This is a genomic window from Endozoicomonas gorgoniicola (assembly GCF_025562715.2).
GTDB lineage: Bacteria > Pseudomonadota > Gammaproteobacteria > Pseudomonadales > Endozoicomonadaceae > Endozoicomonas_A > Endozoicomonas_A gorgoniicola.
On sequence record NZ_JAPFCC010000001.1, the window covers coordinates 2,763,849 to 2,790,337 of the forward strand.

At 48.0% G+C, this 26,489-nt stretch carries 17 protein-coding genes and 14 tRNA genes; 6 read left to right on the plus strand and 25 right to left on the minus strand.

The annotated features are described in order from the left end of the window. Positions 1-172 precede the first annotated feature (172 nt). Complete coding sequence (locus NX722_RS12665; RefSeq protein WP_262568299.1) at positions 173-940, plus strand: cysteine hydrolase family protein; 768 nt, start codon at positions 173-175, stop codon at positions 938-940. A 144-nt stretch (positions 941-1,084) separates the two neighbouring features. On the opposite strand, the gene NX722_RS12670 is transcribed toward NX722_RS12665, so the two are convergent. Then, a complete protein-coding gene (locus tag NX722_RS12670; RefSeq protein ID WP_262568300.1) occupies positions 1,085-1,906 on the minus strand; it encodes a hypothetical protein in 822 nt (273 codons plus the stop codon). Positions 1,907-2,558: 652 nt separating this feature from the next. Here NX722_RS12670 and NX722_RS12675 point away from each other — a divergent pair. After that, positions 2,559-6,101: a DEAD/DEAH box helicase gene (locus tag NX722_RS12675; RefSeq protein ID WP_262568301.1), complete on the plus strand. Its 3,543-nt coding sequence runs from the start codon at positions 2,559-2,561 to the stop codon at positions 6,099-6,101. A 214-nt stretch (positions 6,102-6,315) separates the two neighbouring features. Here the strand turns inward: NX722_RS12675 and ltrA are convergent, their stop codons facing one another. The 15 genes from ltrA to NX722_RS12750 all read right to left on the minus strand — a co-directional run bounded on the left by ltrA (position 6,316) and on the right by NX722_RS12750 (position 10,332). Continuing rightward, complete coding sequence (ltrA, locus tag NX722_RS12680; RefSeq protein WP_262563619.1) at positions 6,316-7,581, minus strand: group II intron reverse transcriptase/maturase; 1,266 nt, start codon at positions 7,579-7,581, stop codon at positions 6,316-6,318. A gap of 771 nt (positions 7,582-8,352) precedes the next feature. Continuing rightward, a tRNA-Asp gene (locus NX722_RS12685) sits at positions 8,353-8,429 on the minus strand. A gap of 43 nt (positions 8,430-8,472) precedes the next feature. Beyond that, a tRNA-Val gene (locus NX722_RS12690) sits at positions 8,473-8,548 on the minus strand. Between the two features lie 97 nt (positions 8,549-8,645). Beyond that, positions 8,646-8,722 (minus strand) — tRNA-Asp (locus NX722_RS12695). A 43-nt stretch (positions 8,723-8,765) separates the two neighbouring features. Then, positions 8,766-8,841 (minus strand) — tRNA-Val (locus NX722_RS12700). 77 nt (positions 8,842-8,918) lie between these two features. Beyond that, positions 8,919-8,995, minus strand: a tRNA-Asp gene (locus NX722_RS12705). Positions 8,996-9,038: 43 nt separating this feature from the next. Then, positions 9,039-9,114, minus strand: a tRNA-Val gene (locus NX722_RS12710). A 96-nt stretch (positions 9,115-9,210) separates the two neighbouring features. Next, a tRNA-Asp gene (locus NX722_RS12715) sits at positions 9,211-9,287 on the minus strand. A gap of 43 nt (positions 9,288-9,330) precedes the next feature. Next, positions 9,331-9,406: transfer RNA gene (locus NX722_RS12720), tRNA-Val, on the minus strand. Between the two features lie 81 nt (positions 9,407-9,487). Continuing rightward, positions 9,488-9,564, minus strand: a tRNA-Asp gene (locus NX722_RS12725). Between the two features lie 43 nt (positions 9,565-9,607). Beyond that, positions 9,608-9,683: transfer RNA gene (locus NX722_RS12730), tRNA-Val, on the minus strand. Positions 9,684-9,764: 81 nt separating this feature from the next. Beyond that, a tRNA-Asp gene (locus NX722_RS12735) sits at positions 9,765-9,841 on the minus strand. Positions 9,842-9,884: 43 nt separating this feature from the next. After that, positions 9,885-9,960: transfer RNA gene (locus tag NX722_RS12740), tRNA-Val, on the minus strand. 130 nt (positions 9,961-10,090) lie between these two features. Then, a tRNA-Asp gene (locus NX722_RS12745) sits at positions 10,091-10,167 on the minus strand. Positions 10,168-10,256: 89 nt separating this feature from the next. Then, positions 10,257-10,332 (minus strand) — tRNA-Val (locus tag NX722_RS12750). Between the two features lie 196 nt (positions 10,333-10,528). On the opposite strand from NX722_RS12750, the gene rdgC reads away from it, so the two are divergent. Then, positions 10,529-11,440, plus strand: coding sequence for a recombination-associated protein RdgC (gene rdgC, locus NX722_RS12755; RefSeq protein WP_262568302.1), 912 nt, complete (start codon positions 10,529-10,531; stop codon positions 11,438-11,440). 41 nt (positions 11,441-11,481) lie between these two features. On the opposite strand, the gene NX722_RS12760 is transcribed toward rdgC, so the two are convergent. From NX722_RS12760 to dapA, 4 genes are all read right to left on the minus strand, one after another. Beyond that, positions 11,482-12,354, minus strand: coding sequence for a tetratricopeptide repeat protein (locus NX722_RS12760; protein WP_262568303.1), 873 nt, complete (start codon positions 12,352-12,354; stop codon positions 11,482-11,484). 446 nt (positions 12,355-12,800) lie between these two features. Continuing rightward, positions 12,801-13,904 (minus strand): phosphoribosylaminoimidazolesuccinocarboxamide synthase, encoded by a 1,104-nt coding sequence (locus NX722_RS12765; protein WP_262568304.1) that lies wholly within the window; start codon positions 13,902-13,904, stop codon positions 12,801-12,803. Between the two features lie 225 nt (positions 13,905-14,129). Further along, positions 14,130-15,275, minus strand: a complete 1,146-nt coding sequence (bamC, locus tag NX722_RS12770; protein WP_262568305.1) for an outer membrane protein assembly factor BamC — start codon at positions 15,273-15,275, stop codon at positions 14,130-14,132. A 102-nt stretch (positions 15,276-15,377) separates the two neighbouring features. Then, complete coding sequence (dapA, locus tag NX722_RS12775) at positions 15,378-16,265, minus strand: 4-hydroxy-tetrahydrodipicolinate synthase (protein WP_262568663.1); 888 nt, start codon at positions 16,263-16,265, stop codon at positions 15,378-15,380. A gap of 157 nt (positions 16,266-16,422) precedes the next feature. Between dapA and NX722_RS12780 the strand changes: the two genes are divergently transcribed. Then, positions 16,423-16,890, plus strand: a complete 468-nt coding sequence (locus tag NX722_RS12780) for a peroxiredoxin (protein ID WP_262568306.1) — start codon at positions 16,423-16,425, stop codon at positions 16,888-16,890. 82 nt (positions 16,891-16,972) lie between these two features. Here the strand turns inward: NX722_RS12780 and NX722_RS12785 are convergent, their stop codons facing one another. Next, entirely contained in the window at positions 16,973-18,754 is a 1,782-nt protein-coding gene (locus NX722_RS12785) for a cell division cycle 123 family protein (RefSeq protein ID WP_262568307.1), read from the minus strand. A gap of 534 nt (positions 18,755-19,288) precedes the next feature. On the opposite strand from NX722_RS12785, the gene NX722_RS12790 reads away from it, so the two are divergent. Further along, positions 19,289-20,641 (plus strand): hypothetical protein, encoded by a 1,353-nt coding sequence (locus tag NX722_RS12790; protein ID WP_265442355.1) that lies wholly within the window; start codon positions 19,289-19,291, stop codon positions 20,639-20,641. Positions 20,642-20,718: 77 nt separating this feature from the next. On the opposite strand, the gene NX722_RS12795 is transcribed toward NX722_RS12790, so the two are convergent. Further along, positions 20,719-21,780 (minus strand): AI-2E family transporter, encoded by a 1,062-nt coding sequence (locus tag NX722_RS12795; protein WP_262568309.1) that lies wholly within the window; start codon positions 21,778-21,780, stop codon positions 20,719-20,721. A 23-nt stretch (positions 21,781-21,803) separates the two neighbouring features. Then, the gene (locus tag NX722_RS12800; protein WP_262568310.1) at positions 21,804-22,034 is read right to left on the minus strand and encodes a sulfurtransferase TusA family protein; all 231 of its coding nucleotides are present in this window, start codon (positions 22,032-22,034) and stop codon (positions 21,804-21,806) included. Between the two features lie 342 nt (positions 22,035-22,376). Between NX722_RS12800 and NX722_RS12805 the strand changes: the two genes are divergently transcribed. After that, entirely contained in the window at positions 22,377-23,762 is a 1,386-nt protein-coding gene (locus tag NX722_RS12805) for a M48 family metalloprotease (RefSeq protein ID WP_262568311.1), read from the plus strand. A 75-nt stretch (positions 23,763-23,837) separates the two neighbouring features. On the opposite strand, the gene NX722_RS12810 is transcribed toward NX722_RS12805, so the two are convergent. Together NX722_RS12810 and nadA are read right to left on the minus strand one after the other, a co-directional pair. Next, a complete protein-coding gene (locus NX722_RS12810; protein WP_262568312.1) occupies positions 23,838-25,130 on the minus strand; it encodes a hypothetical protein in 1,293 nt (430 codons plus the stop codon). Between the two features lie 168 nt (positions 25,131-25,298). Beyond that, positions 25,299-26,345 (minus strand): quinolinate synthase NadA, encoded by a 1,047-nt coding sequence (nadA, locus tag NX722_RS12815; RefSeq protein WP_262568313.1) that lies wholly within the window; start codon positions 26,343-26,345, stop codon positions 25,299-25,301. Between the last annotated feature and the right edge of the window lie 144 nt (positions 26,346-26,489).

Here is a 26,489-nt window from a genome sequence, read left to right on the forward strand (position 1 = left end):
CTGCTTCCTGAGGCTAAGAGTGGTATTTTCATAGCAGAATATACATTAAAACCAAAACAGACCCAATGAGCGGTTAAACATAACCATCTGGTAATGGTCTACACTTCCGGCTCTTTACTATTTAAATAAACAACAATTTGAATAAGTCATAGTTGAGAGTGAGTGATGATTTATGAAACTTAGAGTACTGACCGGACTATCGCTCTTCCTGATAAACACGCTTGCCACAGCTGACAGCATTAATTTCATTCAGGCAAATGCGTCGCCCAACCTGGCATTAATGGTCATTGATATGCAGGAGGATAAACAAACAAAATTACCCGGTACTCCTCTGCTTCATAAGCGCCAAAGACAAGCGGTTGAAGCCGCTTATGCCTCCGGAATTACGGTCGTTTGCGTCAATATGGGGGTCGTTTATAAAGGTCAAAAGGCCGCTATTCCCTGCCCGGAGAGCATCATTCCTGCGAAAGTTAAAAAGTCTGCGCAGTATCATGAACACATCAAAGCTATTCCTGTAGAGTCCATTAACCAAGACACCTATCCTAAAAGTGCATTTGAAGACGGAGAGCTGCACAAAAAACTACAGGCATCAGGTATTACGCGTTTGATACTTGCCGGAGCGTATGTGGAAGTTTGTGTTGATGCCTCGTTGAGAAGCGCTCTGGGGCTTGGGTATAAGGTGTTAATGGAACCGGGCCTTGTCACAGGGATAAGACGCAAATCGCAGTTATTAAAGGATAATAATGAAACCCAACAAAACGAATATGAAAGCTTACTGTTCGAGACTGTCAGGAAAAGGACATTAAGTCACTATATGTCTCATAATTTAAGTATTATATGTACGCCTTCGAGAACAACTTCCTATTCAAAAGACTTTGATCCCGATGATGGCTCACCAAGCATCACAAACAGAGGGTTTACAGAGTGCCTTATCCTCTGAGATTCATTAAACCCAGCGCATGACAGCTTCCTCGGTATCCTGAGGAATTTGTTTTGAAATATATTTTTTCCTGGGGGAGCGGTCTCATGGACAGCATTTACAGGCTGCGAATAGCAGGCTGTAAGCCAGGATGGCAAGAAGAAATCAGTTAATATATGAAGGGCTGTTATGAAATATCCCAGGATATTTCATTTTCAATTTGTCATAAATTTCTTTTTTTATATACCAGACAAACTCCTCTTGTTTTGGTTTGGATTCAAGTGGTTTTACTTCGCCTGAAGCCTGTAAAAATTGAACTTTCTTTGGTAAATCACTATCAAGGTGCTCAGTTCTTCGAAAGTAAAACTCTCCATTATTTGCCCTGTTCCATGTCAGAAAGACATTGTCACCAAGATAGATTACCCCTTCTTTATCAAGACGATTTTCCAAATTAGATATTATAACAACAGTGCCAGGTTGAAGCCCAGCACGACTAATAGCATCATGAAGAGTTCGGACTTTTAAATCCTTTAATAAAATCTGATTACTTTTACTGGTGAAGTCTCTCATGCCAAAAGCAAGGTAAAGCATGATAAACGAGCATGATGGAACAGCTCCGAGAAAACTATTTTCATAACTTACAGTAATGTTACTAATTATGGGCTTCCACCCAAACGACAGCAGGTTAAGTAACCTTCGGCTTGTTTTCCAGGGTAGCTCCATCTTTCTTCCTTCCAGTTCAATAATGACATCATCAAGTGTTTGAGGTCCGGCACCTGAGCTCAGCTTTTTTAAATTATGCCCATCAACAACTATAGGAAGGTACTGGAAAAGAGTTAATTGTTGCACAGACACGGAAGGCTTAAGTATCGAAAGGCTTTCTTCTTTTGGTACGATTTTTATCGTTAGGGATGTTGCATCAATGGAAAATAGAGAAAAAAATAACAAAAATAAAAAGGACTGATTAACCCTGCTTATCTGCATCATAACATTCTAGTACCTTAGTTTATTGTTGGTAGTTCAGATATTTTTGAATCAGGAGTTTAGATTAAAAAAGTCCTTTACGGTGTTTTTCAAGATAGTCATTCCTGGTATCTGGCAGATGAAAGCACTCGAACCACTAGTGCATCCTGCGGTAAAATAATGAACTAAAGTACTGATTTTAAAACGGAAGCCAAAGTGCAGGAGTCAAAGCATGCTGTGATCTTGCATGTTTGCCAGAAAAAAATCAGAAAACACCTAAAAAAGAATTAGAGCTCGGATACCAGCGATTAAAGGAGGTTCAAAATGGCAAACTTAAGCTATAAAGCGTTTCGCAAAAAAGCACTTGAGCGTGAAGATGTTCAGGCAGCTATGGCCGAAAAAAGCAGAGTTTTTTGCTCTCCGCCGTGAAAGCGCTAACAGCAAAACGTTACCCAGCCCGGGCATGTTAAAAAAATACGCCGAGGCCACCGGCCACAAGCTGAACATCACCTTTTCGCCTGCCTGAAACGGTTACCGGTAACCAGAATTACCAGTAGTAATAATCCAGCTTCCTTTCATCTCCTACAGAAAGTGTCTCGCTACAACTACAAATAGATAGCAATAAAAGACTACAAACAGCTAAAATTCACCTTTTCAAATTCCCAACCTATATTCCATGTCTGAACTCAATATCGACTTCAATCAAATTTTTGGCGCCAAAGCCTATGGCAGAGGAAAAAAATACTTCCAGTCCTGCCATGTACTGGGTATGGAGCTTGACAAAGACAAATATTATTTAAAAGGTGAGGTTCTTGGCTCAGGTGCTCACCGCTACACAGTAAGTATCACCATCTGGCCAGATACTCCTGAAGAGGAGCTGATCGAAGGGTACTGCTCCTGCCCTATGGAATACAACTGCAAGCACGTTTGTGCAGTGCTACTCGGTGCCGAGAAAAAGTACGGTGCAGACACTATCAACGCCCTGATTGACGGATATTCCGGTGATGTCATTGAAGGCACCGTTGAAAGTTTTTCAGATTTTGAAGATAACCTGCACAATGAGTTGAGTGCCATTAAAGCGGCTTTAAACCACGAAGATTCACCAAGAGCAGAAGCACTCAAAGAAATTATCAGTTCAATGGAGCGCCTGGGAGTTTCTCTTGAAGACATAGGCTGGCCAGTGCCTTCATCAGAAATCAAACCGGCATCAGGCATTTCCGACCCGGAAAAAGCCAGGCTAAAAAAACAAAGAGCCCAGTGGCTCAAAAACCTTAACAAGGTCACCAGCACAAGCACTAAAGCCGAAACAGCCACCAAAAAACAGCCGGGCTGTCTTGTCTACATTCTGAACTTTGACAGGGATGGCAACACATCCGTCAGTATGCACCTCTCCCGGTACCTTAAAAAAGGTGGTCTGGGCAAGTTCACATCGTTCTACGGTGCGCAGACAGGCATTCAGAACTACAGCTGGCCCGCCAGTGTAAACGATCAGGACAAACACATTATCAAAATGGCGTATGTCCACAACGAGCTGACGCCTTACGGCAACAGAATGCAGATTCGCGAATCCCAGGGTGCCGAGTTATTGCGGAAGATTATTGCTACCGGTCGCTGTACATTCGATGAGCATTCAAAACAACTGATCAGCAAAGGCGACCCGATCAAAGGTGAACTACGCTGGCTGGTTGACGAGCAGGGATTGCAACAGCCTGCGCTATTCAGTCAGAGTAATGACCGGCTGAACCTGATACCCACAACACCGCCCCATTACCTGAGAGTCAGTGAAAGCATTGCCGAGTGCGGGGAACTGACTCAACTACCGGATGGTGAAGTGCTGCAAACCCTGTTACAGGCACCACCACTGGACAGTGACGGCATCAACGAAACCCAGAATGCTCTCTCCAGCCTGTTTAACGACGACGCTAGTCTATCGTTCAATAAATCCGTACAGCTCCCCAGAAAAATCAAAACACAGTTTATTGCACCTAAGCCTGTTCTTAACCTGAGCAGCCACCCCCTCAAGCCCGACGGTGAAATCGCCCGTGCCAACCTGTTATTCGCTTACGATGAACATCGTATCGAATTCGAAAGCCCGGCCGACTCCGTCACCCTGCCCGATAACGACGAAGTGATTGTTCCACGACAAACTCAACAGGAAATGCAATACGCCCAAGAGCTGATGCCCTACCTCGTTCCAGCTGGCCCTGAACATTCTGCCGGGCTCAGGGAGTATGATTTAATCATCGAGCCTCCTGTCGATCACTACCAGCAAGGCTGGTTGCAGTTTATCTCTCACGTTGTCCCCGAACTGGAAGACAATGGCTGGACGGTGGAAACGGACGACAGCTTCCCATTCCAGTTTGAACCCATTTCTGATGATGACTGGTACGCAGAACTCGACGAGTCCCAGATGGACTGGTTTACCCTGAAGCTGGGTATAAATATTGACGGTAAATCCATAGACCTGCTGCCTCTGCTGGCTCGACAACTTCACCGGTTACCTTCTCCGGATGAACTCCGAAAAATGCCTGAAGATGCCACGGTACCAGTGACTCTCCCCGGAGGGCGGTTTATTAACCTGCCCGCTGAACGCCTGCAGCTGATTGTCGGAACCCTGCTGGAGCTTTATGGTGACCGTCCGCTCGAAGAGTATCGTCTGCAAAATCATCATGCCGATATCTGGGAGGAACTGCACGACAAACTGGGTCTACCCTGGGCTGGCGGTAATAAACTGCTGGAACTGGCCCGTAAGTTAAAACGCTTCAAACGAATGAAGAAAGTGGCAGCCCCCAAAGCTCTTCAGGCCGAACTGCGACCTTACCAGCAGGATGGTCTCTCCTGGCTGCAATTCCTCCGTGAATACGGTTTGAACGGGATACTGGCCGACGACATGGGACTGGGCAAAACCATTCAGACCCTGTCCCACCTGCAACTGGAAAAACAACGACTGGGCAACAAACTGCCCCCAAGCCTCGTGGTTTGCCCCACCAGCCTGCTGCATAACTGGAAGAACGAAGCACATCGCTTCACCCCGGAATTAAAGGTTCACATTCACCACGGTGCACAGCGGGACAGCAACATCATTAACGACGCCGACCTGATTCTGACCAGCTATGGTGTGATTCAACGAGACTTTGAACAACTCAGTCAAACTAACTTTCACCTGCTCGCACTGGATGAAGCCCAGGCAGTGAAAAACCCCAACGCAAAAAGCGCCAGGGCCGTTCGCTGCCTGAACGCGGCACATAAACTGTGCATCACCGGCACACCCATGGAAAACCATCTTGGTGAACTATGGTCTTTATACGACTTTCTTATGCCCGGTTTCCTGGGTGCCAGGGACCAGTTCACCCGTTTCTACCGCACACCGATTGAAAAGCACAACAACAAAAAACAATCCAAAAAGCTACAAAAACGGGTAGCACCGTTTATGCTGCGTCGAAACAAAGACCTGGTGGCGAAAGAACTGCCACCCAAAACAGAAATCATCCGCACCACGGAGCTGGATGGTAAACAACGGGATTTATACGAAACCATTCGTGCCAGCATGGAATCCAGAGTCAAAGATGAAATTGAAAAAAAAGGTCTGGCCCGTTCCCAGATTGTCATTCTTGACGCCCTGCTGAAAATGCGACAGGCCTGTTGCGACCCGTCACTGGTCAAACTGGAACAAGCCAAAAAAGTACCGGAATCTGCCAAGCTCGACCTGTTAATGAGCCTGGTCACTCCCATTGTTGAAGAAGGCAGGAAAATCCTGATCTTTTCCCAGTTCACCACGATGCTCAAACTCATAGAAGCACGACTGAAAGCTGCGAATATCGAGTGGGTGAAATTAACCGGTCAAACCAGAGATCGAAACCGCCCCATTAAGGCCTTTCAGGAAGGTGATATTCCTGTCTTCCTTATCAGCCTGAAAGCCGGTGGCACAGGCTTAAACCTGACTGCCGCCGACACCGTTATCCACTACGACCCCTGGTGGAATCCAGCCGTAGAAGATCAGGCCAGTGACCGGTCACACCGGATCGGTCAGGACAAACCCGTTTTTGTCTACAAACTCGTCACAGAAGGCACCGTGGAAGAAAAAATTCAGGAACTCAAGGAGAAAAAGAAAAGCATTGCCGCGTCACTCTATGGAGAAACCAGTAGCAAGAAAAAGCAGTCCATTACCGCCGAGGATCTGAATGTTCTGTTTGAACCCTTAAAATCAGCGGAAGATTAAGGGGATCTGAACTCGTCATCCCCGCGAAGCTATGGCGGGGATGACGGTGTAAGGTGCATTAAAGAACTGCTGTCTATTTCGTATAAGCCAGCTTGTTAGCAAAGATCACTTTCCAACCGCCAGATAAACATTAGGTAAGGCGGGGCTATTGCCCCGTCCTTCCCACAGAACCGTGCGTACGGACCTCGTACACGGCTCCTGCACTCTCTATCCCTTAACAATAAGGGGCAAGAACGCCCGTTTTAACGCCTTCCAAATTGAACAACTTTATCTCATTGAACCAGTTGTTCGGCATGGCTAAATGCGACAGGGGACTGCACGCATTTCTCCATGAACGCATTTTGATGTACTTAAATGGTGGCTTGTAACCCAGTTGCTTCAGCCGACGATGCAGCTTCGCTGGTTTCTTCCACTGTTTCAGTTGTAAACATCTCAGCCTGCGCCTCATCCATCCTGTCAGCCGTTTTAATTCACGACTACAGTTCGCTATCCTGAAGTAATTAGCAAATCCTCGTATCACAGGGTTCAGTTCTCGGATTACTCCTTCAAGGTTCGTTCCCCGATTCCTTTTCGTGATTCGCTTTACCTTTGCTTTCAGTGCGTTGAGCTTCTTTTCCTGTATGCGCGTATAGCTGCTCAGGATTTCAACTCCCAGAAATTTCACACCCTCGCCGCTATGGGCTATGTGTGTTTTATTCTGGTTGACCGTCAGTTTCAGGTCTTGCTCCAGTACTTTGGTCGCCACTTTCAGAGCGTTTTCTGCCGCTGCTTTGGAGCCACACAGAATCAGGATATCGTCCGCATAGCGGACAATCCTGTGCTTGCGTCGCATCATTTCCTGATCAAACGCATCAAGATAGACGTTTGAGATTAAGGGACTGATCACTCCGCCCTGTGGACTGCCTGTTTCCGTGGCTTCCAGTTGATAGCCAACCATCACCCCGCTTTTCAGGAACATTCTGATCAGGTTCAGGATGCTTCCATCTGCCACTTTGTGCCTGAACGCCTTGAGAATTAACTCGTGGTCGAGTCGGTCAAAGCATTTGGACAAGTCCATGTCCACCACCCAGCGTCTGTCGTACTTTCGTATGAACAGGGTCGCCTTGGTAATGGCTTGATGGCAGCTTCGATTCGGTCTGTACCCATAGCTGGACGGGTGGAAGTCCGGATCAAAGATCGGGGTCAGGATATTTAGAAGTGCTTGTTGGACGATTCGGTCTTTTACTGCGGGGATTCCCAGCAGACGCTTTCCACCGTCTTCTTTGTCGATTTCTACACGCTTTACCGGTAGCGGTTTGTAGCGCTTTTCCCGCAATTCAAGCAGTAACTGTTCAAGATTACCACGCAGATTCGAGGCGTAGTCGCTCAGGCTCTGCCCATCTATTCCGGCCGCACCTTTCGCTTTCCATACCTTTTTGAATCCGTTGTAAAGCGCTTCCATCGTCAGCAAGCGCCCATACAGGCTATAATATACTCTCATCAGTTACTGTCTCACGACAGACAGATTGCGCCATCCTTCTACTGTGGCCGGATTCTTCATGGACATTCACAGGCGTTCTGGCTCAAGGCAATCTACCTGCTACCTGTCCTTTACTCCCGAGCGCGGCTCTTTCTTTTAGCAGGATTGTTCCCAACCTCACCAGCCGAAGATGTCCTGCCTCGTCAGGCAGCTTGTGCGCTCACAGTGTCATTCCTGCGGTCTGACTGTTCTTTAAGAATGCTTCACCCCTTCGCAACATCTGCCGCTTTTGACGACACATGCCCTACAGTCACTCTGGCTGTAGTCATTCCGGTTTTGCCCTCCGAACGGTTACCCGCCTTCACAGGCCGGAATTTCATCACTACTACAGGATCATCTGCCACCTCACACCACTGTTACCCTTGAGTTTCCTCTTGCGATAACAGCCCCTGAGATTCAGAGATTGATGCCAGGCTTCCCCAGTTACTAAACGGTTCCCTGTCAGAAATGCCACCCTCAAGCACAGAGTTGGGACTGACTGAGTATCGGGCTTTGCGCTATTTCGCACGCTTGCCGCTCCCAACCTGCCGAATCAGGTTCGCTTGCGCTGTGTACCTCTGACTTCCTATGGCTTCCTTCAGACCCAACCGTTGGCCAGTTACGCCCTTGCCATTCAGATTGCCTTCCCCTCAGTCGGGGCGGCTCAGGCTTCTTTCAGCCTGACGGGTTTGCCCGCTTCGCTGGGCAAACAAAAAAAACCCGAAGCCTTGAGACTTCGGGTTTCAGGAATAATGGCGGACCGGACGGGACTCGAACCCGCGACCTCCGGCGTGACAGGCCGGCATTCTAACCAACTGAACTACCGGTCCGCATAATCTTTTCTTTGTGAAGCTAACACTTCAGCATCATGTTTGGTGGGTGATGACGGGATCGAACCGCCGACCCTCTGCTTGTAAGGCAGATGCTCTCCCAGCTGAGCTAATCACCCATTCTTTACTACAAAGGTCGATGCAACGCCTGTCGTGCTGCAACTTACTCTCTATTAAAGAGAACTCTCTGTAAAGATAACTCTCTACATGAAGAGATGGCGGACCGGACGGGACTCGAACCCGCGACCTCCGGCGTGACAGGCCGGCATTCTAACCAACTGAACTACCGGTCCGCATAATCTTTTCTTTGTGAAGCTAACGCTTCAGCATAATATTTGGTGGGTGATGACGGGATCGAACCGCCGACCCTCTGCTTGTAAGGCAGATGCTCTCCCAGCTGAGCTAATCACCCATTCTTTACTACAAAAGTCGCTGCGCCTGTCGTGCAACAATCTACTCTCTGTAAAGAAAACTCTCTACCTGAAGAGATGGCGGACCGGACGGGACTCGAACCCGCGACCTCCGGCGTGACAGGCCGGCATTCTAACCAACTGAACTACCGGTCCGCATATTCTTTTCTTTGTGGAGCTAACGCTCCAGCATAATATTTGGTGGGTGATGACGGGATCGAACCGCCGACCCTCTGCTTGTAAGGCAGATGCTCTCCCAGCTGAGCTAATCACCCATTCTTTACTACAAAAGTCGCTGCTGCGCCTGTCGTGCAACAATCTACTCTCTGTAAAGAAAACTCTCTGTAAAGAAAACTCTCTACCTGAAGAGATGGCGGACCGGACGGGACTCGAACCCGCGACCTCCGGCGTGACAGGCCGGCATTCTAACCAACTGAACTACCGGTCCGCATATTCTTTTCTTTGTGGAGCTAACGCTCCAGCATAATATTTGGTGGGTGATGACGGGATCGAACCGCCGACCCTCTGCTTGTAAGGCAGATGCTCTCCCAGCTGAGCTAATCACCCATTCTTTACTACAAAAGTCGTTACAACGCCTGTCGTGCTGCAACTTACTCTCTATTAAAGAGAACTCTCTACCTGAAGAGATGGCGGACCGGACGGGACTCGAACCCGCGACCTCCGGCGTGACAGGCCGGCATTCTAACCAACTGAACTACCGGTCCGCATAATCTTTTCTTTCTGAAGCTAACGCTTCAGCATAATATTTGGTGGGTGATGACGGGATCGAACCGCCGACCCTCTGCTTGTAAGGCAGATGCTCTCCCAGCTGAGCTAATCACCCATTCTTTACTACAAAAGTCGCTGCAACGCCTGTCGTGCTGCAACTTACTCTCTATTAAAGAGAACTCTCTACCTGAAGAGATGGCGGACCGGACGGGACTCGAACCCGCGACCTCCGGCGTGACAGGCCGGCATTCTAACCAACTGAACTACCGGTCCGCATAATCTTTTCTTTCTGAAGCTAACGCTTCAGCATAATGTTTGGTGGGTGATGACGGGATCGAACCGCCGACCCTCTGCTTGTAAGGCAGATGCTCTCCCAGCTGAGCTAATCACCCTATAAGGAATTGCGATCCTATCGCAAGACACTCGTCGTTCAAGTGCGCAGTTAACGCAGCAGCATGTTACTGCTAAATATTCGTTTTGCAACTCATTTATTTGCAAGCGAACTAATGAGAGAAGAGTAAATGGCGGACCGGACGGGACTCGAACCCGCGACCTCCGGCGTGACAGGCCGGCATTCTAACCAACTGAACTACCGGTCCGCTGAACTCTGCGACACACTGCTTAGCGCACACTATACAGACGCTTACTCAAAATAAAAGTCCGTATATCTCTTTAATACTTTAAAGAGTGGTGGGTGATGACGGGATCGAACCGCCGACCCTCTGCTTGTAAGGCAGATGCTCTCCCAGCTGAGCTAATCACCCTGCGCGCTGAACTGTCTCTCAACAACGCGGCGCATTATAAGCAGCCAAACGTTCGTTACGCAACCATCTATAGATATTTTTTTTATAAGTATCAGAAACATGCGCTTATTTCCGCTGCCGTCAGTACAACAAAGAGCGGGCGGAAAAGCCCCACTCTGTTAATATGTTGCCCCAGTATTAAAGGATGGAATGCATCATGTGGTTTAAAAACCTGATTATTTATCGCTTCAGTAAGCCGTTCGAACTGAGTGCCGAAGACCTGGAAGAAAAACTGAATGAAAAACGCTTTCGCAGCTGCGGTAGTCAGGACATGAGTACTTATGGATGGGTTCCGCCTCTGGGCCGCCATGGCGACATGCTGACCCACGCGGCTAATGGATTTGTCCTGGTGTGCGCACGCAAAGAAGAAAAGATCCTTCCTGCCAGTGTGATTAATGACGTTCTAAATGAACGTATTGAAATGATTGAGCATGAACAGGACCGGCAGGTATTCAGCAAAGAAAAGAAGACTTTGAAAGACGATGTCATCATGGAGCTGCTGCCAAAGGCTTTTACTAAAAGTCAGAACACATTTGCCTATATAGACGCAGAAGCAGGCTGGATGGTTATTGACTCGTCTTCCTTTAAAAAGGCAGAAGAGCTGACCAGCTGCCTCAGAGAGTGTGTTGGCAGCCTGCCCATTATTAACCCTGCCCTGAAAAATGCCCCTTCCTCTATCATGACCCAGTGGCTGCAACAGAATCCATCGGTACCCGCCCCCCTTTCACTCGGCTTCGATTGTGAACTGCGGGAGCCCGGCGACGAAGGTGGACAGATCAGTATAAAGAAGCAGGAACTGATCACCGACGAAATTCTGGCTCATCTCGACGCGGGCATGCAGGTCAGCAAACTGGCCTTAAACTGGGACGATGCACAAACCTTTGTTCTGGGTGACGATATGATTATCCGGAAGCTGAAGTTCACAGAAGTCATTGAAGAAAAACTGGATGAAATTAATGCAGAAACTGCTGCAGAACAGTTTGATGCAGACTTTTCCGTAATGACACTGTCGGTACGACAGCTAATTAAGGATCTTATTGAAGCTTTAGGCGGCGAATCTGAGCAATAACCATTGAGAAGCCGGACAGCAACCTGACCGGCTATCTGCCTTTAATGCATCAGACCAAACAACTTGCCACGGTAGCGTTTAGCAACCGGGTTACCTGCTCCGAGTTGTTCAAACACTTTCAGCATTAAAAGTCGTGCGCCGTCTTCACGGAAAGCACGGTCACGACGAACAATCACCAGCAGATTGTCCAGCGCCGATTCAATGTCATCAGCAATGACAAGCCGTATGGCTAGCTGATAGCGCGCTTCATGGTCGTTCTCATCTTCATAAAGCTGCGCTTCCAGCACATCACGCTGGGGCGCCTCTGCCACCATCTCATAGAAAGCCAGCTTGGCTTTTGGCTGGGCAATGCCAGGGGCATCTGCAGGCAGTACGGCTAATAACTGGCGAGCGTCGTCCATTCGTCCCAGCTCCAGCAGCAGGTTCACCTGGAGTACCTGTAGTCCATGATTATCAGGCTCTTCCTGCAGGATTTTCTGCAACAGTTCCAGTGCCTGCTCAATCATGCCTGCTTCAATCAGGGCATCCACCTGTAATTTAATCTGCTCTGCCGGGCTCATGGTCAACGGGTCAATCACTTCGCGTAGCTGCTGCTCGGTCTGTGGACCACACAGAACCTGTACCGGACGCCCTTCATGCAGAAAGGCATGAACCGGAATGGCATTGGCACGCAACTGGGTAATCAACTGCTGTGCAACCATCTGCTGCTCTTCAGCATCCAGTTTTGCCAACACCATTTTGCCATCATAGGTATTAGCCAGTTGCTCCACCATTCGTAACTGCTGATTACTGGCCTCATCACTGCCCATACCGATGAACAGCATCACCAGCTTTTCAGTTGAAAGCTGTAACACTTCCTGCAGGTTGCTTTCGGTGACATCCATGATGTTCCCTACTGCAGTGGACTCATTCATAAAAGCTCCTTATCAGCGTCTCGAGTCGTCAGATGTACGGAAAACTTTAATACAAAGTTAGAATAAACGGCATCCGAATAAAGGGCTATTCCGCACACAATTCAAGCAAAACAAACGTTACCCACAATTTCTGTGGATAACTTTGTGGATGAAGTCATCATAATGACCAGAAAGACCCATGAATACTGAGCACTGATCAAATTGATCACTTTTTGATCAATTATTTTTTTATATTTTTCAATGACTTAAATTACACACTCACAAAATCAAGCACTTATAAATAATGCCTGAATTAAACGTCAAGGGGTTGACAATTGTGCATAAGACTTCAGGGATCATTGCGGTTTCAGGCATTTCCGGTGAAAAATGACGGGAACAGGCCGCCATTTTTCACCATCCTGCTAATAACTATTTGTTATTAACATTCAGCAGACTTTCTACGGTCCTTAATCAATCAGGCCGTACTCACTTTTGAGTACCTCAATAATCTCTGCTTTTGGATTTTCAGACAGAGACAACCGTTCGCCTGTGATTTTTTCGGCGATGTCGATATAGGTGCCGGACACTTCCATCATTACCGATTCAGGCAGCTCATTATCACGTGCCAGAGCAAGACGCTCATCCATGCGATCCTTGTTCAGCAAAATATCGGAATCCGCAAAGTGCTTCAGCAATGTCTGACGGAAGCCTTCCTTGGAATTCTCAACCACTTTCCCCTTACGATACATTGCCCCATCCCAGATACGTGAAGAGTCAGGAGTCCCTACTTCATCCATGTAGATCAGCTTTTCCTGCCCGGACGCATCGGTGACATAACCAAATTCAAACTTGGTATCCACAAACACCTGATCCAGTTTAGACAATGCCTCGCTGATGACATCAAAGCCCTCTTTCAGCAGCACTTCATAGCGGCCAATATCTTCGCTGCTGCGGAAGCTGAACGCCTCGAAATTATCCTCAATGTTTTTACGGGTGATATTGACGTCATCAACCGCAGGAACACCGGGAATGCCTTCCAGAATACCTTTGGTAGAAGGAGTGATCAGCAACTCAGGCAGCTTCTGGTCCTTTTCCAGACCTTCGGGCAGTTCAATGCCACAAAAATCACGCTCACCTTTGCTGTAAGCCCGCCACATTGAGCCTGTAATGTACTGACGACAGATAGCCTCTATCATGACAGGCTGCGCTTTTTGCACAATCCACACCAGAGGGTGAGGAACATCCAGAATATGACTGTCTGCTAACCCCTGTTCACGGAACAACCTGAACCAGTGATTGGAAATAGCGTTCAGCGCCGCGCCTTTGCCCGGCACTCCCTTCATGCCACCTTCACCAGACCAGACGCAGTCAAAGGCGCTCATACGATCGGAAATCACCATGATGGCGAGCGGTGCATTTTCCGCAACATCGTAGCCTCTCTCTTTGATAAGGCGACGACTGTCCTTTTCTGTCAGCCAGTAGACAGAGCGGACTTTACCTGAATGCACAGGCAGATCGGTGCGAATAGGTAAATCGTTGTTAACGGCCAATACTTTATCAGCAAGATTCATTGCCAATATCCTGTTTAATTAAATGTTGTGGATGATCAATTATCTGAATTCTGCTTGTCTGTCATCACAACCACGAGAACCTGTTTGCCTGTCAGGTGCAGTGGGTAAAACAAATGGATGACAATACAACTTACAAACATAAACACAGACAGAGCAGAAACAGTAAGGGTCGTTTCTGGTAGTTAAAACAAATAAAGGCTGGTCAAGCCAGCCTTTATTTATCCGTTAGTTCATATTTTCTTTAATCAGGTTCAGCACCTTCTGACTGAATTCAGCCGGAGCAAACGCATTGATATTTTCTTCTACGGTTACCTGAATAACGCCTGTTAATTCGCTAACCCGGATCAGGTAAGTAGACTGAGTAGACTCTTCTTCGTCTTTCTTGCCTTTGCCAAACAATCTGGCAAAAAAGCCCGGTTCCTTCTCTGGCTCTCCCTTGACGACATCGCCCTGTTCATCAGCAAGAATATAGAACAGACCACCAGAGCGGTTTTTATCTGTCACTTCCAGGCCAGCCTTGACCAGAGCCTGGTCGATAGCAGCCCAGGCGCGGGCAAACGACAGTCGCTCAATCGTCATGGTCGGGTTGCCGTTGATATCAACAATTTCAACCTGATCGCCTAAGTCCAGGTTCTGTGCCAACAGAGAAACACTGCTATCTTCATCGTCCCGAATCAGGAACAACATCAACTCGCTCAACGTGCCATTGTCCAAACGCTGGCTGCGCTGCTCCATGTTATCCCAGTCTGCCGGTTCAGGTGCTGGCTCGTCACCTTCATCAGCTTTCGGGCGTCCCTTGTGCTGCAGATGAACTTCTGTGGTTCCTGCCGTTACACCCTGCCTGACCTCAATACGGAAACGGTCTTCCACTGGTTCAGCGTCTTCAACACCGACCCAGCGCCCTACTGTGCGATAAATAAAACCACGTTCTTTATCCAGCCCCAGATCAACCCAGTCGGTTTCCAGATAGCCTTGTTTCGCATTTTTGGATAACACGGGAACGTCATTCTCTTCCAGGAAACTCAGGATACGCGGCCATATTTCGCTGGGACTTTTGGCAGCCAGCAACCACTGATCGCCACCATCGCGCTGAATGCTGTAGGTATCGCCTTCACTGTGTTGCAGACGCTGATCCGGACGGGGTGCCTGAAACTGCTGCTCCAGGTTAGTATGTTCAGCCGTAATCGGGGGAATCACCAGAGAGTCACCCATTGGACGGGGATCGGTTATATCCTCTGGCAATTTCAGCGGCTCAGCGACCCGAGCCTGAGTATAGTCACCGGACTTATCCCGGAAATACCCTTCCTTGCCAAATGGATTTGCGCATCCTGCCAGCGTCAAAGCTACAGCCATCACCGGCAAGGTTTTCATTGAGCACGACCTCATTGTGCGCAACATAATGTCTCCATTAATCGTCTGTCCATGGACTCAGCCTGCCTCGCAAGGCAGACTGAGTCGTTTGTTCTGTCCGGTTTATGCCGGTTCAACCTGCTCCGTCGCCTGTTTCAGGGCTAAACGAAGATCTGAATGAAACGTCTCACTCAGTGGCGTCAGTGGCAGGCGAATGCCATCCTGAATCAGCCCCTGCTCTTTCAACAGCCATTTAACCGGTATCGGGTTGGATTCAACAAACAGCTTGCTATGCAACGCGTCTAACCGGTCATTAATAGCGCTGGCAGTCTCTCGGTCACCAGCCATAGCCGCCATACACAGTTCATGCATCTGCCGTGGCACAATGTTGTTCGTCACAGAAATCACACCGTTGGCTCCCTGCAGCATCAGCTCCATACCTGTTGCGTCATCGCCAGAATATATTGCAAACGACTCACCACACAGCTCACGGATCTGACGACCACGCTCAACAATGCCTGTGGCTTCCTTGATACCGGCTATATTTTTGTGTCCAGCCAGACGGGCAACCGTCTCAGGCAACATGTCCACAGAAGAACGCCCCGGAACATTGTAGAGGATCTGGGGAATATCGACAGCATCTGCAATGGCTTTGAAGTGTCGGTACAGACCTTCCTGGGTCGGCTTATTGTAATAAGGCGTCACCAGCAGGCAGGCATCAGCACCCAGGCTTTTCGCCTCTGCCGTCAGCAGGATAGCTTCCTGGGTGGAATTACCGCCGGTTCCGGCAATAACAGGAATGCGGCCGTTAACCTGCCCCACTACCCGTTTAATCACTTCACAGTGTTCAGGCACAGTAAGGGTGGCAGACTCACCGGTGGTGCCGACTGCGACAATGCCATCAGTCCCTTCCTGGATGTGGTACTCAACGAGATCATGCAAACGCTTCCAGTCAAGATCCCCATCTCCGGTCATGGGGGTAACTAGCGCCACGAGACTACCGATAATCATTGATGCACTCCACTTCGGAACGGTCTTGATCATTAAAAAAACTAGCGTAATGTTACTGATGCATACAGGTCTTAACAAGTGCGAGTTGACATTCTGGCCGACAGAGTCCAACTTTTACTATCGTTGGCGTCATTAGATAATAAGTAAAGGACAAGAAATGAGTTTCACCCTAGGTCAACCTGTTCCAGATTTCACTGCGCTGGCTACGAATAGTACTACTGTCTCACTTGAAGAACTGAAAGGCAAAAAGTTCGTTCTGTACTTCTACCCTAAGGACAATACGCCTGGCTGCATCAGTGAAGGCGAAGCCTTCCGGGATCTTCATGCTGAGTTTCAGGCCGCAGACACCCTGGTCTTTGGCGTATCCAGAGAAAGCCTTGAATCTCATGAGAAATTCAAAGGTAAATATGATTTCCCCTTTGAACTAATCTCTGACCCTGAAGAGGCACTGTGCCAGCTGTTTGATGTCATCAAGCTCAAGAAAATGTACGGGAAGGAATTTATGGGCATCGAGCGCAGCACTTTCCTGGTCGACAGTGCCGGCATTTTACAACATGAATGGCGCAAGGTGCGCATTAAAGGGCATGTAGAAGACGTACTGCAGGCGGCACAGGCTCTGACTTAATACCTGTCTGACACACTCTGGCTTTGTATGTTGGGACGAGCGAAGCGACTCCCAACACCTTCATCATCCGATGGGGCAGGAGTCACATGTCGGACTCAATTGTGTAACGAAAATGTACGGTATTTTCCTGTTGCTGACCGTAGAGTATTTCTTCGTCTTTAATCCAGTGAAACAAAGCAGAACCGGATGCATATTCCTTTCCGAAAGGGTTAATTTCTATGAAATAAATCTCATCGTCTGCATCGTCAGTTTCGGTAATGGCTAAGTCAATGGAATAGGAGGAAATATGGGTTATAGAAGGAACTACTGTGTTATCAACGTATTCTATAATCTGTCGAGCCCACGTTTCGACCTGTGCCTGCCTTTCTTCCAGTGGCAAGTTCATTAACAGTTCATTTCGCTGGTAAAGATATTGTTGTGATATAGCTGTAACCCGGTCATGGTGTACAAACACCCGAAACTCCTTATCCGGATTCAGCTTCTTCCATGGAAACAAATAAAGATATATATCTTTATCCAGCTTGCCTTTTAATCCATCGTAACCAATAGGTACAATCGGGGTATGTTTTTTGATATCAGCCGTTGGCATAGAGAGATAAATCTCCCTGGCACTTTTGTAAATTCTGTTGCCATTTGCTAATTCTTCGTCACCGATGGTTATTGGGCGGGTTTCCTTCAGAGAGTTCAGACTCGTACGTACAAACCATTCTCCCTCTTTCAAGTCCTCATCCAGCTGAACATCTCCATACTGCTTAACATTGCCATCCTGTTTCTTGCTTTTCCAAATCTCCCTCATCTCTTCTTTCTCATTTATGAACTCTAAATACGATCCAGGTAACCTTTTTAGCAACTGAAAATTATTCGCTGCAGCTGTCATTTGTTCCATTAATTGTGAACCTAGTCGATACTGCTTGTAATCTCTGCCTTTAACCCCTTTAAGATGAACCCAATATTCGGTGTTACAGGCTTCAATAATCCTATCGTAGTCTTCCGGTTTTCCCTCTGCCCAGTGGTTTCTTGAATTGTAATTTTCACGATCAGGGTCTTCCTCATTAACTTTATGAAGGGATTGGGGCTCCTGAGTAATTAATGCTGTTTTATGAAGCTCCTCTGTGGTCAATACCGACACGCTCGTTGGATAAACACGATAGTTTGATGCCGCTGAAGCATTGATCCCGGTAGCTAACCGGATGCCAGTGGCTGTAGCATCGCTGGTTTCGGAAGATGATAAGGGAGACGTTGTAACGCTTATTATTTCTGCCAGCTTGTTTTCAATTGCGGTTTGCTCTCCTGCCAGTTTATTCAACGGCAATGAGCTGCTGTAGACATGACTCACTGAAGGTGCAGGATAAAGCTCCAATGATGTTTGCAATTGCATCAAGAACTCTTGATCACGAGAACTCTTTCCACTTTTAACGTAATAAGATTGCATTGGTGGTGAAAAAGATTTGCTGTCTGAAGTTTCACCGATATAGATATAACCGGTAGAAGTAATAATTTTTTCTGAAGGTGTGGACTCAATCTCTGAGCTTTTTGTTTCAGTGAATTTTTCTTTACTGCTAAAGGGGTGCAACCAGTCAATAGTGATAACCTTTGTGGTGCCGGGTATCAGGTAAGTCTGGTTTTTACCGATTGACGGAGTCGTTTCAATGAAAGACGGCAGATAACTGTTATGTTTTTTTTGAGTTAATGGGGCAGTATTAAAATCTGGCAGATTATATAGTTTTTCGTTGTTTAAAGCAGGATCATGATAGGCATTCTGACCAGGCACTATTTGCTGGGCTGATAAAGTTGAACACCAAAGCATAATCATTGCATTAATGAAATATGCAGTTTTTTGTAAATACAATCCACTCTTTAGCATAATATGTATCTTTATCAGATGTTCCCTAATTAGTGAAAGTCACACTTCCTCAATTCCCGATTATTTATAGTTGCTTTTAACGTCTGGTCAAATGTGAACCTGCCCGTGCCTTTAAAGCGAATACACTACTCCTGTCGCAGAGCGTTGCGCCTGAACAGTTAATGTCTACATTTTACTTCTGTTCATTTAAAGCAGACTTGCTTTTATCCATTGACTACTGGGGGGGTGAATAACAACCCTGTAGCTATTAAATGAGAAGTTTTTATGATTCTTAGGTTTATACAAATAAACAGGTTCTTCTGGGCATGTCTGATCCTATGCTGCATTACTTCTGGTGAGGCTTATGCCATTTTCTACAAAGTGACTTACACAAACTCCACAGGCAAAAGGATAAGCTTTTTCATTGAAACTCAGGAGTTTGTCCGGATACTTGCAATGAGAAAAGCAGTTTTTCCTGATATTGAAAGATTGCATTCTCTTTCTGCTTTCTCATCCTTTTCTTCACAGATTATTTTGCCGCACCCAAGGTACATATTGGAAAGGGTGTACAAAAAAGATATACAGGGACACTACGTATTCACTATTTCCGGTGGACCGGAATTGTTCCCGTGGGATGATGTGACTGAATATCTTTATGACAATTATTGTCGAAGCCAGTCTTACCCGGAAAGAGAGTTGAGCAGAACCATACTTCTTGCACTGCACCGCATTGAATGCCTGCTGGCTCACAACAGCATCGAAGAGATAGTCCATAACGGTTCGGGCCCTACCCATATAGAGTGCCAAAACCCGACTGGGAGCCAGCATGAACTGTATATCCATATCACCCCCGATGACTCAGCATCAACCCCTTCAATAAGAAGAAACCTGGAAAACCTGGTCAGCGAACTCCAGAGTGAAGGCCTGATCACTAACTGGCGACACCGTTCCCTGAACATGCGACACCCTGACGAGCGAACAGTTTCTTTAATAATAAGTCTGCCCAACTCAAGGACTACAAACCCCGGGCCTCATTCTGTAAGAAGGCCCGAACTTTCTAATATATTGCTACGATTAGGTGAAGCCGAATGGGGAGGCACCGGTGTCATCCATTTTCAGTTTGCCCACTCTGCCCCGGTTAGCCTGAGACTGGAGCAAACAGCGCTGATCAACTTTGCGCACAACAGATCCTTTTACCAGAAACCTCTGGTACCCATTTACAACCAGAACCCTGTCTTCTCAATCGACAACCTTGCTGAGCAGTTTGAAGGATCAGGGCGCCGCAGCCCGGACATGGAACTGAGGAGGCTCTGGGATGTTCAGATGAATTTGATATCTCATTATTTAATGGATCTGCACTCCAATATCCCGGTCAGTGTAAGGCAGGACTCGACCCCGCACTACTTTATGGTCAGCTCCGTGGCGTACTTCCTTCCGAATAATCAACACAACACTGTACCGATACATAGACATTTTAACCGAATCATTAGCCACTTACGCAATAATAGAAATACAGAGTCCCCTCCCCTTAATTTTGATTTCAGCTATTTCAATACGGAAGATGACGGCCATAATATCGTTATTAACTTCCTCCTGACGGTATACACAACCAATAACCAGCAGGAAGAACAACTGGCACAGCTCCCGCAGGTCCTGAATAGAGTCAATAGATTTCACACTGACCATTACACCTGGGTCAGAGCGTGGACTCCCATCTCCCTCTCCCTCAGTTTCAGAACTCCAACGTCATCCACCTCCCGAAGAAACAGACAGGAACCAGCCCGCGAACAAGCAGAACAGCCACCAGCTTCCCTTGTAGAAATATATATACCCATGGATGTCTTTCAACGGATAACCAATGAATCTGCTGGCGAATGTGACAACACCCAATACAGCTCCTGTCTTTAACCAAAACGTTTCCATCTTTTCAAACGAAAAAAAAGCCACAGCCTATTTCGGGGCTGTGGCTTTTAGAGCTTCCTGGATCACGCATCAACATCCTGAACCCTTGGCCAGGCATTCATCACCGCTTTCAGCAATGTTGCCAGAGGGATGGCAAAAAACACGCCCCAGAAACCCCAGAAGCCACCAAACACCAGAACTGCAATGATAATGGCAACCGGGTGAAGATTAACGGCTTCCGAAAACAGCAGTGGAACCAGAACATTGCCGTCCAGGGCCTGTATAAATAAGTAAGCGATCATCAAAATGGTAAACTGCTGACCAAAGCCCCACTGAAACAGCCCAATCAACGCTACAGGAATGGTCACAACCGTCGCACCGATGTAGGGAATAACAACAGAAAAGCCAACCAGAGTAGCCAGCAGTACAGCATAGTTCAGTCCCATCAGGGCAAACAGCACAAAGCTGACACCACCAACAATCACTATCTCAGTCGCTTTGCCGCGAATGTAGTTAGCAATCTGACTGTTCATTTCGTTCGCCACCTGATTAATCACACGACGACGCTTGGGTAATTGACTGCCAATCCAGTCCAGTAGAAGGTCTTTGTCTTTCAAAAAAAACAGCACCAGAATGGGTACCAGAATCAGGTAGACCAGCAACGCCATCACGTTGGTCAGGTTGGCCAGTGAGAATGACAAGGCCCACTGCCCAAGCCCGGCAATCAATCCATTAATGCTTTCGGTGACGGCTGCCGTTTCAGACTCAGAAATAAACGCAGGAAAATGCTCAGGCAGCTCTCTGAGCCAGGCCTGACCATGGGTCACCATTTGGGGAAGCTCATTCAGCAGTGAGCTGACCTGTTGCCAGACCAGAGGAACCAGCAGAAACAGGGCAACAACCAGAACAGTAACAAACAGCACAAATACCAGTGTAACCGACCAGTTGTGACCCAGCCCCCGGTTCTGTAAACAGTTCACCATGCCCTGCATCAGAAACGCCAGCACCAGCGCTGCAAACACAGGGGCGAGCATATTGCCCATAGTGAGAATAATGGCGAAACCTGCTACCAGCAGAAGCAGAAGCACCAGAGCCTCAGAATCTGACAAATAGCGGTGCAACCACCCCTTTATAGTATCCAGCATTCGTACTATCCCTTAACTATCCCTTATTTATGTCGCAGTGTGTGAATAAATACGCCCGACACCTGTTCCGATGAAATCAACTCATGGCCGCTGATTCGGGCAAAGCTTTCGAAATCCCGGACCGAACCCGGGTCCGTCGCCTGAACCCTGAGTACCTGACCGCTACGCAACTGTTTTAAACCCTGTTTTGCTTTGAGCAATGGCAAAGGACAGTTCATTCCCTTGAGATCCAGTTCCAGATCAACTTCAACCATGGCTGGTTATTCTCTCCCGTGGTACAACAGAGGTTCCATCAGAAACAGACCTTGTTGCAAACTCTTGATAACACGCCGTATTGTACGCAATTTGTCGGCATCATGCCCCGCTGTCTGGAGATAACAGAGTGTAAAGAATTCATTACATTTTCTGTTTATTGCCCCTAATAGATTACCTTCCTCCGTCGATGATGTGTAAAATCGTAAAAATCTATTTTGTATTGCCGCAACGTTAACGATACATTGCACCCGACATCACTCGAGTATGGACATTCTATGAAGCGACCGGGTTACCTCACGGCAGCCCTGCTTAGCACCTGGCTTGGACTTTCCTCAGCAGTTGTGAGCGCGGCCCCTATCGAACTCCCAAGCCTGGGCGACACCACGTCAGGCATTGTTTCTCCACAACAGGAGTACGAGCTGGGTCAGACCTACCTTAAATACCTGCGCAGTCGCACACCGACCATCAGCGATGCAGAAACCAAGGACTATCTGGAGCGCCTGACCTATCGACTGGCTGAACACAGTGGCCTTCAGGATCACAGACTGTCGACCATGATTATCGACAGCCCGGCCCTCAATGCTTTTGCTGCACCCGGTGGTATCATTGGTGTCAACACCGGCCTGTTTTTCAATGCCAATAACGAAGCTCAGTTTGCCGCAGTGATGGCGCACGAACTTGCCCACCTGAGCCAGCGCCACTACGCCCGGAATGTTGAAGAAGCCCAACGCAAAAGCATCCCAACTGCAGCAGCTATTATTGCTTCGGTGGTGCTGATGGCGACAGCGGGAAGCGACGCCGGCGTTGCGGCACTGTCATCCACCATTGCCGGTATCCAGAGCAGCAGCCTGCGCTTCAGCCGTCAGTTCGAACGGGAAGCGGATAACATCGGCATCATCACCTTATCCAGGGCAGGCTTTGACCCCAATGCCATGCCGGAAATCTTTGAAGAAATGAACCGGTCCAGTCGTTACCAGAGTCGGCCACCGGAATTTCTGCTGACTCACCCGGTCACTGACAACCGGATCGCTGACTCCCGGGCCAGGGCCGCACAAATGCCCGCCAAGGGAACCAACGGCAGTGTGGACTATCAACTGGTGCGCATGCGACTGTTTGCCCTCAGTGCAGAAAACCCGACAGCCTTTGCCAAACAATTGCAAAACGAACTGCAGGATGGCTATACCAGTGCTCCGGATATCACCCGCTATGGCCTGGCACTGGCAAGCTATCTCAGCAGAGATTACGCCACAGCAGAGAAAGCGCTGAACACGCTACTGGAAAAGCACTCGAACAACCTTTATATGATCATGGCCAAAGCCCGACTCGAGTCAGCCCAAGGCAAACACAAAGAGGCTCTTGACCGTATCGACCGGGCATTAAAGGTCTATCTGGATAACTATCCCCTGATGTTCACAAAGGCTGAACTGCAAACAGAAAGCAAAGACTTTACCGGTGCCAGGGATACGCTGCAGACCCTGAGCCGCAGTCGACCGGACGACCCCGATATCTGGTATTACCTGGCAGAAGCCCAGGGTCAGGCAGACGATATTCTCGGCTTGCATCAGTCCAGAGCAGAGTTTTTCTTTCTAAGTGGCAACCTTGATGATGCCATCAAGCACCTTCAGTACGCCAAAAAGCTGGCTGGCAATAATTATGCGCTGACGGCCCGAATTGAGAAAAAACTCAGTGACATATATGCCTATCGAAATAAGCTGAAGAACAGCTGAGCCTCTCTGCGCATTGGAAGTGGGCAGCACAGCGAAGCGGCAGAACAGGCGGCAGAACAGGCGGCAGAACAGGCTTTATGATTGCTGCAGGTACTCTTCAAAGCTTTCAAGTGGTTTCTCATCCTGCCGCCCGTGCCGGGGCTGATTATCGTCACTGTTCCAGTAGCACCGATTATCATCCGCAAGCAGCAAGACCTGCTGGTAAGAAAAAGGATTTTTTTGCTGAGGGGCATGTTCTGGTGGCACCGCATAACTGTCTGGCATCGACTTTTTCATCAGATTCTGAGCAACTCTGTCAGTCAGCTCCCTCATATGCCCACTCAACTGACCGGCAAGCTTTATCTCAGGCTGCACCTCCTTAAGCTTGTCCGGATCTTTGGTATTGCCTTTCAGTGCTGTCGCAAGCCTGCTGGACTCGTACGAATTGCGTAAGTACTGCAAAAGAAAAAGGCTCTGGTGTAACTTGTCACTGGCATCAAAGGCAACTGTCTTTTGACCTGGAATATAAGCAATACCATGATCTTCGCAGAATTTTTTTACCGTCTCTGCAGCCGTTGGCTTAGCCTTATCCATTGAGCTTATCGTTTTATTCAGATTTTCAATGTAACTGGCATTCATTTTTTCAATCCCTAAATCCGGGATACAGTCTGACAATTTTTTCTGGCTCATGTCATAGCCCACAGAACCCAGCACCTCATCACTCACTTCATCAAGGTAAGCACGAGAAAACAGATACCAGTTTCGGGCATCAAGTGCATTTTTTACCGGCTGATTGCGCAGATTATTCACCAGAAATGACCCAACATCATCTGAATTCCCTGCCAGACCAGACTGACCAGAAACGACACTTCGGTAAAACTCTGTCGGTTTCATCCCCAGATAATCACCCAGTTTCTGAATTTGCTCCATCTTGATGGAAGGCTGTAATCCTCGCCCTTTATCACTCGACAGCCCCTCATCCGGAAGCAGAGAACCAAGCCCACTCATTACCATTGCTTTTTTTAACCGGCACTGGAACAGCTCATCCGGTTCGCTCTGGTAGCGCCCCGCCCCAACCTGACTTAAATCACTTAATAGTGAATGCAGGTTCTTATTATTTGCACGAAAACCAACGTATTTATTACACAACTTATCCAGCCACGCCCCTCTATCGCTGAAAGAAAGAGGGCTAACCTTACGATCAGCCAACCCTTTTCCTTCATATTGAGGGCTGGATTCACGAGACATTAATGAAGGAGCATTGGGGGGATAAGGCTTTACTGAACGCAGCCCCATAAAACGAATAATACGTCTGGCTTTATCCAGCAGCTTGTAAACAACGCCAGAAAAACCTGAATACTGTCGGCGAATGGAAGGTTCCGTTTTCATTGCCTGAGTCCTTGCGTCAGTTGCCAAACCATGAAAGAAACATCGGCTGCTCACTTATAACATCAAGAAAAAGCGGAAAGCGAAAAGCGAATTTTATAGGTCAGTCATAACAAACAAGCCGGAAAGCCTGTGACCTTCCGGCTTGTTTGTTGATTAAAGCTTCCGACTTCACTTTGCCATTGAAGCAGTAAAGTCGAGCATCTTCTGCAGCGGCTCCAGAGAACGGACACGAAGGCTATCGTCCACTTCAACCGTATTTATCTCGCCCGGATTTTCCAGACACTGAACCAGAGCTTCCAGCGTATTCATCGCCATCCACGGGCAGTGCGCACAACTTTTACAGGTTGCACTCTCACCTGCCGTCGGCGCTTCGATAAACGACTTGTCCGGAGAGGCCTGCTGCATTTTGTAGAAAATCCCCCGGTCAGTCGCCACGATAAAGGTATCGTTTGGCAGCTCCTGAGAAGCCTTGAGCAGCTGACTGGTTGAGCCAACAACGTCTGCGACTTCAACCACTGCATCAGGTGACTCAGGATGAACCAAAACAGCCGCATTGGGATAAACCCTTTTCAGGTCAACGATGCCCTTTGCCTTGAACTCTTCATGGACAATGCAACTGCCGTTCCACAACAGCATATCGGCACCCGTCTGCTTCTGAATGTAGCTGCCCAGGTATTTATCTGGCCCCCAGATTATCCTCTTGTCCTGATCCATCAGATGCTCAACAATATCCAGCGCACAGCTGGAAGTCACTACCCAGTCCGCTCTCGCTTTCACGGCTGCAGAGGTATTGGCATAGACGACAACGACTCGATCCGGATGCTGGTCACAGAATGCAGAAAACTCATCCACCGGACAACCCAGGTCGAGGGAACATTCGGCTTCAAGCGTAGGCATTAACACTCTCTTTTCCGGACTCAGAATCTTGGAGGTTTCACCCATAAAACGAACACCGGCCACCACCAATGTAGACGCCGGGTGACGACTACCAAAACGCGCCATCTCAAGAGAATCGGCAATAAAACCACCGGTTTCCTCAGCTAATGCCTGTACGACCGGATCGGTGTAATAGTGAGCCACCAGAACCGCATTTTCGCGATCAAGAAGTTGCCGAACCCGCTCTTTCAGGGCCTCTTCCCGCTCAGCATCCAGAGTGTCAATGGACTGCCCCTGAAGGTGACTCTTAACAAAGTCTCTGCTACTCACTGCGCTCATAAATCCTGTACTAACGACCTGTCTCGTCAAATTGCGGGGCATTCTACCACACGATGTCGACAGAGGCAGCCTGCGCCGGAATTCATTGAGAATCCAGCAAAAAACCACTCACCCAGCCCGCCGTAAGATAATACAGCACGCCAT